Raw genomic sequence first — 9,363 nt, forward strand, 5'->3', positions numbered from 1 at the left:
GGCCGCCGACGTGCTCGCCGACGCCCCCCGCCGCGGGCACCTGCGGGTGCTGCGGGGCGAGGGCTGACGCGTGGCCCGACGCCGCGGCGACGCCGCCCGCGCCCGTGACGCCCGGCCGCCCGAGCCGCTGGGGTCGGTCAGCCAGCCGTCGGGTCCGGTGGTCCCGGGCACCGAGGCGTGCGCGCACTGCGGGTCGACCGAGCTCACCCGCATCCGCATGACGCTCTCGTCGGGCCGCCCCGCCGTGTTCGTGTCGTGCGCGGCGTGCGAGCGGACCGGCTGGTTCGCGCTCGACGGCGACGGCGAGCCGCTCGGACGGGACGAGGTCGTCGGGGGCGACGGGTCCGCCTGACACGCTGGTCACGGCACCGCCGGTACGATGCGGGGCGTGACCACCCCTGAGCGTGTCGACCTCTCCGCCCTCATCAAGGCCTACGACGTCCGGGGCGTCTACCCCGAGCAGCTCGACGCGCGGGTCGCGCGCGCGATCGGCGCGGCGTTCGCCGACGTGGTCGTCGTGCCCGAGGCGCAGGGACGTCCGCGCGTCGTCATCGGCAACGACATGCGCCCGTCGGGTCCGGAGCTCGTGGACGCCTTCGCCGACGGTCTGGCCGGCCGCGGGGTCGACGTCGAGCGCATCGGCCTCGCGTCGACGGACGGGCTGTACTTCGCGTCGGGGTCGCTCGGCGTCCCGGGGGCGATGTTCACGGCGAGCCACAACCCGGCGGAGTACAACGGCATCAAGCTGTGCCGCGCGGGCGCCCGGCCCGTGGGCCAGGACTCGGGGCTGTCGCGCGTCCGTGAGCTCGCAGGCGACTACCTCGCCGCGGGCGTGCCCGAGGTGGCCGCCGACGCGCGCGGCGTCGTCTCGGACCGGGAGATGCTCGCCGACTACGCCGCGTTCCTGCGCTCGCTCGTCGACCTGTCGGGGATCCGTCCGCTGAAGGTCGTCGTCGACGCCGGCAACGGGATGGGCGGCTACACCGCGCCCGCCGTCCTCGGCACGGGCGCCGGCCTGCCGGAGCTGCCGCTCGACGTCGTCCCGCTGTACTTCGAGCTCGACGGCACGTTCCCGAACCACGAGGCCAACCCGCTCGAGCCGGAGAACCTGCGCGACCTGCAGCGTGCCGTCGTGGAGCACGGCGCCGACCTCGGCCTCGCGTTCGACGGCGACGCGGACCGCTGCTTCGTCGTCGACGAGCGCGGCGAGCCCGTCAGCCCGTCGGCCATCACCGCGCTCGTGGGGCTGCGCGAGGTCGCGCGGGAGCAGGCCGAGGGCCGCACCCCGACCGTGATCCACAACCTCATCACGTCGCAGGTCGTGCCCGACCTCATCGGCGCGACGGGCGCGCGCACGGTCCGCACCCGCGTCGGCCACTCGTTCATCAAGGCGGAGATGGCGGAGCACGGTGCCGTCTTCGGCGGCGAGCACAGCGCGCACTACTACTTCCGCGACTTCTTCTTCGCCGACACCGGCATGCTCGCCGCGCTGCACGTCCTGGCGGCGCTCGGCGGCCAGCCGCACCCGCTGTCGGCGCTCGCCGACCAGTACCAGCCGTACGTGGCGAGCGGGGAGATCAACTCGCGCGTCGAGGACGTCCCCGCGGCGCGCGCGCGCGTCGTCGAGGCGTACGTGACGCAGCAGGGTGCCGGCCCGGTCGAGGTCGACGAGCTCGACGGCCTCACCGTCTCGCACTGGGACGGCCAGCCCCAGTGGTGGTTCAACCTGCGGGCGTCCAACACCGAGCCGCTGCTGCGCCTGAACGTCGAGGCGGCCGACGCGGACATCATGGAGAAGGTCCGCGACGACGTGCTGGCGCTCGTGCGCCAGGGCCAGGAGGACTGATGGGCGCCGACGACACGACCACCGCGCACCCGCTCGAGGGGTGGGCGCGCGACCTGCTGCGCTGCCCGGTCTCGGGTGCGACGCTCGTCGACGCGACCTGGCCCGACGGTGAGCCGCTGCTGGTCTCCACGGACCCGACGGCGCCCCTCGCGTACCCCGTGCGTGACGGCGTCCCGGTCCTGCTCGCGGACGAGGGGCGCCCCGCGCCGACGGCCTGACCGACGCGGGCGGACGGGACTCCCGCCCGCCCGAGGGGCCGTCGCAGGCCTGCGTCGGGCAGGATGAGCCCGGGCGAGGGAGCCCGGTGCTCGACGACCGTCCGATCCTGCGAGGTGGCGCGTGGCGAGGTTCAGCGAGGTCCCCGGCCGGTACCAGGTGCGCGATCTCGCGCTCGCCGAGTCCGGCCGTCACCAGATCCGGCTCGCCGAGCACGAGATGCCCGGCCTCATGGCGCTGCGGACGGAGCTCGGTCCGTCGCGGCCGCTGGCGGGCGCCCGGATCACCGGCTCGCTGCACATGACCGTGCAGACGGCGGTGCTCATCGAGACGCTCGTCGCCCTCGGGGCCGACGTCCGCTGGGCGTCGTGCAACATCTTCTCCACGCAGGACGAGGCCGCCGCGGCCGTCGTCGTCGGCCCGCGCGGCACGCCCGACGACCCCTCCGGGCCCGCGGTCTTCGCGTGGAAGGGCGAGACCCTCGCCGAGTACTGGGAGTGCACGCTGCAGGCGCTGCTGTGGCCCGACGGCGGGCCGACGCTCCTGCTGGACGACGGCGGCGACGCGACGCTGCTCGTCCACCAGGGCGTCCGGCACGAGGCGGCCGGGGCCGTCCCCGCGACGCCGCCCGTGGGCGACCCCGAGCACTCCGAGGAGCACGCCGTCGTCCTCGACCTGCTGCGCCGCTCGCTCGCGGACGACCCGCAGCGCTGGACCCGCGTCGCCGCGGGGGTCGTCGGCGTCTCCGAGGAGACCACCACCGGCGTGCACCGGCTCTACCAGCTCGCCGACGCGGGCGACCTGCTGTTCCCCGCGATCAACGTCAACGACTCCGTGACGAAGTCGAAGTTCGACAACCGGTACGGCATCCGGCACTCGCTGCCCGACGGGCTCAACCGCGCGACCGACGTGCTCATCGGCGGCAAGGTCGCGTTCGTCGTCGGCTACGGCGACGTCGGCAAGGGTGCCGCGGAGGCGCTGCGCGGCCAGGGGGCGCGGGTCGTCGTCGCCGAGGTCGACCCGATCTGCGCGCTCCAGGCCGCGATGGACGGGTACCAGGTGGCCCGGCTCGACGACGTCGTCGACCAGGTGGACTTCGTCGTCACGTGCACCGGCAACCGCGGGGTGGTCACCGTCGAGCACCTCGCCGCGCTCAAGGACAAGGCCGTCGTCGGCAACATCGGGCACTTCGACAACGAGATCGACATGGCCGGCCTCGCCGCGTACCCGGGCGTCCGGCGCACGGAGCTCAAGCCGCAGGTGCACGAGTGGACGTTCCCCGCGGACCCCGCGACGGGCCGGGCCGAACGGTCGGTCATCGTCCTGTCGGAGGGGCGGCTGCTCAACCTGGGCAACGCCACCGGGCACCCGTCGTTCGTCATGAGCACGTCGTTCGCGAACCAGGTCATCGCGCAGGTCGAGCTGTTCACCCGGCAGGGGTCGTACGACCGGCACGTCCACCGGCTCCCGAAGGTGCTCGACGAGAAGGTCGCGCGCCTGCACCTCGACGCCCTCGGCGTCGGCCTGACGCGGCTGACCAAGGACCAGGCGCTCTACCTGGGGATCGACGTCGACGGCCCGTACAAGCCCGAGCACTACCGCTACTGACGGGGTGCGGCCGTCAGGAGGGGAGCCGAGCCGCCGGGTGCGGGCGGCTCAGTCGACGGGGTCCGGCACGCCGTGGGGGAGGCGGTGCAGGAGCTGCGCGTCGGCGGCGTCGCGCGCGTCGGCACGCAGCTGGGCGTCGAGCTCACGACGCCGGCGCTCGGCGAGCACCGCGGCGAGGAACGCCTCCGGGTGCGTCCCGGGCGGCGGGCCGGGGTTGACGAACCGCGCGACCTCCGCGGTCAGCCGCGACCCGAGCGCGACGCGCGACGCCGGGTGCAGGCGGGTCGCCCGGACGAGGAACTGCCGCACCGCCAGCGCGAGGCCGTCGGGCAGGCGGGCCACGTCGGCGGCCTGCGCCCAGCCCGCGAGCATCGGCGGCATCCCGACGGTCGTCCGGACCTTGGCCGCGCCCCGCACGCGGACCGCGTACGTCCCCGCGAGGATGTCGCCGACCCGCTTGCTGCGCGGGTGGACCATCGAGCACACGAGCGCGATCGAGCCCGCCGACGCCCACAGCTCGACGACCCCGACGAGCGCGCGGATGAGCGACTGCCGCAGCACGAGCGGGCCGCCGTCGTCGCGCACGACGCGGATGCCCACGACGAGCTTGCCGAGCGAACGACCGCGGGTCAGAGTCTCGAGCGTCGTCGGGTAGATCACGGTGATCGTCGCGAGCGTGACGACCGACAGGATCCGGCTCGTCTCCTCGGTCATGAAGCCCGGTGCGGTGGTCGCCAGGAGGATCGTCAGGCCGATGAGGACGACGAACAGCACCGCCAGGTCGATGAGGGCGGCGAGGAGCCGCGACGCCGCCGAGGCGGCCCTGGAGTCCAGCAGCACGCCCTCGCCGATGACGATCTCGTCCACAGCCACCCGGTCGCTCCCTCCGCCGGGGGAACCCTAACCGCTGACAGGGCCCGGGGATGGCAGGCTGTGCACCGTGGACCTCGACGCCTACCAGCTCGCGCGCGGCGAGTCGTGGCAGCGGCTCGACCGCCTCGCCCGCAAGCGCCGCCGTTCGGGCGCCGAGTCGGACGAGCTCGTGCGGCTGTACCAGTCCGCGGCGACCGACCTGTCCGTCATCCGTTCGGCCGCACCCGACCCGGAGGCCCTGAGCCGGCTCTCGCAGCTCGTCGCCCGGTCGCGGGCCGCCATCGTGGGCGCGCACGAGCCGAGCTGGCGTGACGCCGCGGTGTTCGTCGGTGAGTCGCTGCCGGCCGCGCTGTACCGCATCCGCTGGTGGACCGTCGGCGTCATGGTCGGGTTCCTGCTGCTCGCCGTCCTGGCGGGGGTCTGGGTCGCGACGCAGCCGGAGGCGCTCGCCGCGATGGGGACACCCGCGGAGCAGCGCGACTACGTCGAGCGGGCGTTCGCCGAGTACTACGACCCGGGCATCGGGTTCGCCGCGATGGTGTGGACCAACAACGCGTGGATCACCGCCGTCTGCATCGCGTCCGGGATCACCGGCATCGGGCCCGTCTACCTGCAGGTCACCAACGCCGTCAACGTCGGCGCGAGCGGCGGGATGATGGCCGCGCACGGCGAGCTCGACGTCTTCCTCCAGCTCATCGCACCGCACGGGCTGATGGAGCTCACCGCGGTGTTCGTCGCCGGGGGCGCCGGGCTGCGCATCTTCTGGACCTGGATCGACCCCGGCCCCCGGACCCGGGGGCGCGCCCTCGCCGAGGAGGGGCGTGCCCTGTTCACCGTCGCGATCGGGCTCGTCGGGGTGCTCGCGGTGTCGGGCGTCGTCGAGGGGTTCGTCACGGGTTCGGCGCTGCCGTGGCCGGTGAAGATCGCGATCGGCGCGGTCGTCCTCGCGGCGTTCTGGGCGTACACGATCGTGCTCGGCCGTCGCGCGGTGCGGGCGGGCGCCACGGGCGACCTCGCGCCCGACCGCGCCGGCTACGCGGTACCCGTCGCGGGCTGACGCCGCGCCGGACTGCGGTCGTGCCCGCCGCACGGGGGGCGCATGGCAGGCCCTGGCCGCGCGGGCGCCTCCGCGCGTGCTGCCCTCAGCGGACGTCGACCGCGTGCGTCGCGGCGTCGTCGGCCATGAACCCCACGAACCGCTCCGCCTCCGCGGTCACCTCCCGCCGCGCGCGCGGCGAGAGGTCGCCGAGCGGCCGCACGACGAGGGTCGCCGACTCCCGCCTCCGTCGGCCGGGACCGGGTGCCAGCCGCTCCCGCTCGACGCGCCACACCGCCGCGACCTCGCCGTCGACCAGCACCGTGCCGGGCAGCACGCCGTTCTTGCTCTGCAGCGACCGCCGCCGCTCGTCCGACACGATCCGCGTGCGGTCGGCGTGGCTCAGCAGCACGTTGTCGAGGTCGGGAAGGAACCGCACCGGTGCGGCGACGTCGCCCGGCGGACGCGGCCCGTCGGGTACGTCGAGCACCTCCCGCGGCCGCACCTTGCCCGGCGACGGCTCCGCGGTGAACCGCACGACCCGGTCGCCGAGCCGGTCCACGACCGCGGCGAGACCCGTGAGGCCCGACCACGCCTGCGCGTCCGCGACGCTCGCCGGCCCGAACGCCGCGAGGTAGCGCAGCAGCAGGTCCTCCTGCGCGTCCGCGAGGACGTCGGGGTCGGTGAGGTCAGGTCCCTCTGCCGCTGCGGCCGCGCCGAACCACGCGGTCGTCGTCGTCCACGTCGTCGCGCCCGAGCGGCCCCACACACCACGCGGCGGGACCTGCACGAGCGGCAGCGTGCCGCGGGCCGCGTACGCGAGGGTCGAGGCCGGCACGTCGGGCCACTCCTCGGCGAGCGCGCGGCCGAGGTCCGTGCTGACCCGAGGGCTCTCCTCGACGAGCGCCCGGGCGCGCGCCGTCACCGCGGGCACGTCGACCGTCCGCAGCGCGGCCGCGTGCTGCGCGTTGACCTCGAGGTCGCGCACGTACAGCGGCGCGGTGAGCCCGGGCAGCAGGAACGCGTCGCGGGCCGAGACCAGGTGGATCGTCCCGCGCATGACCGCGATCCGCGTGAGGCGCCGGTCGAGGAGCGCGTCGCCGAGGGCGTCGTGGGTGAACCCGTCCACGCGGCTCCACAGGCCCACGTACGGCGACCACGCGTTCTGCGCCTGCAGACCCACGAGGTGCTCGACGACCTCGACGACGGGCCGTCCGGTCCGCTCCAGCAGGTGCTGGCGGGCCAGCAGCGCACGGTTGAGCGCGGCGCGGGTCAGCACGGGCGGGTCGGCCATGCGGGCAGGCTACCGACGACGACCGACGCCTCGACCCGCACGGGCACGCTGGTGCGCGCTGGCGGCCCCCTGCGCCCCGGCGCCGCGGAGACCTGGCCGGTGGCAGGCGGCGCGCCCGCCGTCGGCTCAGAGCCGGCCCGCCGCCTTGAGCGCCAGGTAGGTGTCGGCGAGCGCCGGGGCGAGGTCGTCGGGCAGCGCGTCGACGACCTCGACGCCACGCTGCCGCAGCCGCACCGCGACGGCCGACCGCTCGAGCCCACCGCGCTCGGCGGCGGCCGCGTCGAACACCTCGCGCGCGTCGCCGCGGGCCGTGCGCAGCGACTCCGCCTCCGGGTCGGCGACCGACGCGAGGACGACCTGGTGCCGTGCCGTGAGCTGCCCGGCGACGCCCAGGAGCCCGCGCTCGACCGCGGAGGCGTCGAGGGCGGTGAGCAGCACCACGAGCGCGCGCTGGCTCAGCCGCTCGCGGACCTGCGTCACGACCCCGGGCCAGTCGGTCTCGACGAGCTGCGGCTGGGTCGTCGCCAGCGCGTCGGCCAGCGCCGGCATGAGCCGCGGCCCGGCCGTGCCCGCGACCCGTGCCCGCACACGGCGGTCGAACGCGACGAGCTCGACCCGGTCGCCCGCCCGGGTGGCCAGCGCCGACAGCAGCAGCGCGGCCTCGATCGCGGCGTCGAGACGGGGCGCGTCGAGCACGCGCACCGCGGACGTGCGGCCCGTGTCCAGCACGATGACGACACGCCGGTCCCGCTCGGGCCGCCACGTCCGGACGACGACGTCCGCCCGGCGGGCCGACGCGCGCCAGTCGATCGCGCGCACGTCGTCGCCGATCACGTACTCCCGCAGCGAGTCGAACTCGGTGCCCGGGCCGCGGACCTGGACGGCGGCCCGGCCGTCCATCTCGCGCAGCCGTGCGAGCCGGCTGGGCAGGTGGCGGCGCGACGCGAACTCCGGGAGCACGCGCAGCCGGCCGGGCACCGTGAGCGACGCCTGCCGCCCCGCCAGCCCGAGCGGCCCCGACGAGCGGATCGTCACGCGGTCGGCGAGCGCGTCCCCGCGACGCTCCGGTCGCAGCACGGTCCGTGCCCGGGCACCGTCGCCGGGCGCGACGTCGACCACGTGACGGTCCTGCTCGGCGGCGGCCGACGGCGGCCACGCGTCGCGGACGACGGCCCGCAGCCGCCGCGTGCCGACGTTCGTCAGGGTCAGCGTCGACGTCGCGGGCTCGGTGAGGCGGACCGACACCGGCACGTCGCGCTCGACCGCCACAAGGCGCGGCGAGGCGGCGAGGGCGGCGTCGAGCACGCACAGGGCGACGCAGACGAGCGCCCAGGCCAGCACCGTCCCGCCCGACGGCAGCACGAGCACGAGCGGCACGCCGAGCGCGACGAGCAGCACGGCGCGCCAGGTGAGGGTCATCGTCGGCTCAGCGCGGGACGGGCACGGACCCGAGCACGGTGTCGAGCACGCTCTCGGTCGTGACGCCCTCGAGCTCGGCCTCGGCGCGCAGCTGCACGCGGTGCCGCAGCGTCGGGTGGGCGAGCGCCTTGACGTCGTCCGGGGTCACGTACGCACGGCCGGACAGCCACGCCCACGCCCGCGCCGTCGCGAGGAGCGCGGTCGCGCCACGGGGGGAGACGCCGAGGGCGAGCGACGGCGACCGGCGGGTCGCGCGGCACACGTCGACGACGTAGCCGAGGACCTCCTGCGACACCTGCACACGGGCGACCTCCGCCCGGGCCGCGGCGAGCAGCGCCTCGTCGGCGACCGGGCGCACCCCGGCCGCGCCGAGGTCGCGGGGGTCGAACCCGCCGGCGTGCCGCGCGAGGACCTCGACCTCCTCCGCGCGCTCGGGGAGCGGCAGCGTGAGCTTGAGCAGGAAGCGGTCGAGCTGGGCCTCGGGCAGCGGGTACGTGCCCTCGTACTCGACGGGGTTCTGCGTCGCGATGACGAGGAACGGGTCAGGAAGGGGCCGCGGGGTGCCGTCGACCGAGACCTGGCGCTCCTCCATGGCCTCGAGCAGCGACGCCTGGGTCTTCGGGGGCGTCCGGTTGATCTCGTCCGCGAGCAGGAGGTTGGTGAACACCGGTCCCTCGCGGAAGGAGAACTCCGCGGTGCGGGCGTCGTACACGAGTGAGCCCGTGACGTCGCCCGGCATGAGGTCGGGCGTGAACTGCACGCGCTTGGTCGACAGGTGCAGGGCCGCGGACAGGGAGCGCACGAGCAGCGTCTTCGCCACCCCGGGCACGCCCTCGAGCAGCACGTGACCGCGGCACAGCAGGGCGATGACGAGCCCGCTCACCGCAGCGTCCTGGCCGACGACGGCCTTGGCGACCTCGAGCCGCACGTCCGCGAGCGCGGACCGCAGGGCCACCGAAGGCGCAGGCGGCGCGGGCGGGGTCGGCGGCGCGGGCGGTGCCGCGGGAGCCGCCGCGACCGGGGCGACGGTGGGCGCGGGAGCGGGTGCCGCGGGCGCGGGAGGTGCCGGGG

General features: G+C 75.8%; 9 protein-coding genes. 5 read left to right on the forward strand and 4 right to left on the reverse strand.

The window, feature by feature from the left end; all coding sequences use genetic code 11:
- Positions 1 to 70: 70 nt before the first annotated feature.
- From CBZ_RS17415 to ahcY, 4 genes are all read left to right on the forward strand, one after another.
- Entirely contained in the window at positions 71 to 352 is a 282-nt protein-coding gene (locus tag CBZ_RS17415) for a hypothetical protein (protein WP_130782743.1), read from the forward strand.
- A 27-nt stretch (positions 353 to 379) separates the two neighbouring features.
- Positions 380 to 1,846, forward strand: coding sequence for a phosphomannomutase/phosphoglucomutase (locus CBZ_RS17420; protein ID WP_130782744.1), 1,467 nt, complete (start codon positions 380 to 382; stop codon positions 1,844 to 1,846).
- Complete coding sequence (locus tag CBZ_RS17425; RefSeq protein ID WP_130782745.1) at positions 1,846 to 2,064, forward strand: Trm112 family protein; 219 nt, start codon at positions 1,846 to 1,848, stop codon at positions 2,062 to 2,064. Before CBZ_RS17420 ends, CBZ_RS17425 begins: the two co-directional genes overlap by 1 nt.
- 121 nt (positions 2,065 to 2,185) lie before the next feature.
- A complete protein-coding gene (ahcY, locus tag CBZ_RS17430; protein WP_130782746.1) occupies positions 2,186 to 3,670 on the forward strand; it encodes an adenosylhomocysteinase in 1,485 nt (494 codons plus the stop codon).
- 48 nt (positions 3,671 to 3,718) lie between these two features.
- On the opposite strand, the gene CBZ_RS17435 is transcribed toward ahcY, so the two are convergent.
- Entirely contained in the window at positions 3,719 to 4,543 is an 825-nt protein-coding gene (locus CBZ_RS17435) for an RDD family protein (RefSeq protein ID WP_130782747.1), read from the reverse strand.
- A 67-nt stretch (positions 4,544 to 4,610) separates the two neighbouring features.
- On the opposite strand from CBZ_RS17435, the gene CBZ_RS17440 reads away from it, so the two are divergent.
- Positions 4,611 to 5,600 carry a stage II sporulation protein M gene (locus CBZ_RS17440; protein ID WP_130782748.1) on the forward strand — a complete coding sequence of 330 codons (990 nt, stop codon included), beginning with the start codon at positions 4,611 to 4,613 and terminating at the stop codon, positions 5,598 to 5,600.
- A gap of 85 nt (positions 5,601 to 5,685) precedes the next feature.
- Here CBZ_RS17440 and CBZ_RS17445 read toward each other — a convergent pair whose 3' ends face one another.
- The 3 genes from CBZ_RS17445 to CBZ_RS17455 form a co-directional block, all read right to left on the reverse strand.
- The gene (locus tag CBZ_RS17445) at positions 5,686 to 6,873 is read right to left on the reverse strand and encodes a winged helix DNA-binding domain-containing protein (RefSeq protein WP_130782749.1); all 1,188 of its coding nucleotides are present in this window, start codon (positions 6,871 to 6,873) and stop codon (positions 5,686 to 5,688) included.
- Between the two features lie 126 nt (positions 6,874 to 6,999).
- Positions 7,000 to 8,292 carry a DUF58 domain-containing protein gene (locus CBZ_RS17450; protein WP_130782750.1) on the reverse strand — a complete coding sequence of 431 codons (1,293 nt, stop codon included), beginning with the start codon at positions 8,290 to 8,292 and terminating at the stop codon, positions 7,000 to 7,002.
- Positions 8,293 to 8,299: 7 nt separating this feature from the next.
- Positions 8,300 to 9,363: AAA family ATPase (locus CBZ_RS17455; protein ID WP_246013513.1), on the reverse strand; the 1,064-nt coding region annotated here is incomplete at its 5' end.

This window comes from Cellulomonas biazotea (assembly GCF_004306155.1).
Taxonomy (GTDB): Bacteria; Actinomycetota; Actinomycetes; order Actinomycetales; family Cellulomonadaceae; genus Cellulomonas; species Cellulomonas biazotea.

Coding starts and splice junctions, on each gene's coding strand:
- CBZ_RS17420 (WP_130782744.1), top strand. CDS start 380: ATGCGGGGCGTGACCACCCCTGAGCGTGTCGACCTCTCCGCCCTCATC.
- CBZ_RS17425 (WP_130782745.1), top strand. CDS start 1,846: ATGGGCGCCGACGACACGACCACCGCGCACCCGCTCGAGGGGTGGGCG.
- CBZ_RS17445 (WP_130782749.1), bottom strand. CDS start 6,873: ATGGCCGACCCGCCCGTGCTGACCCGCGCCGCGCTCAACCGTGCGCTG.
- CBZ_RS17450 (WP_130782750.1), bottom strand. CDS start 8,292: ATGACCCTCACCTGGCGCGCCGTGCTGCTCGTCGCGCTCGGCGTGCCG.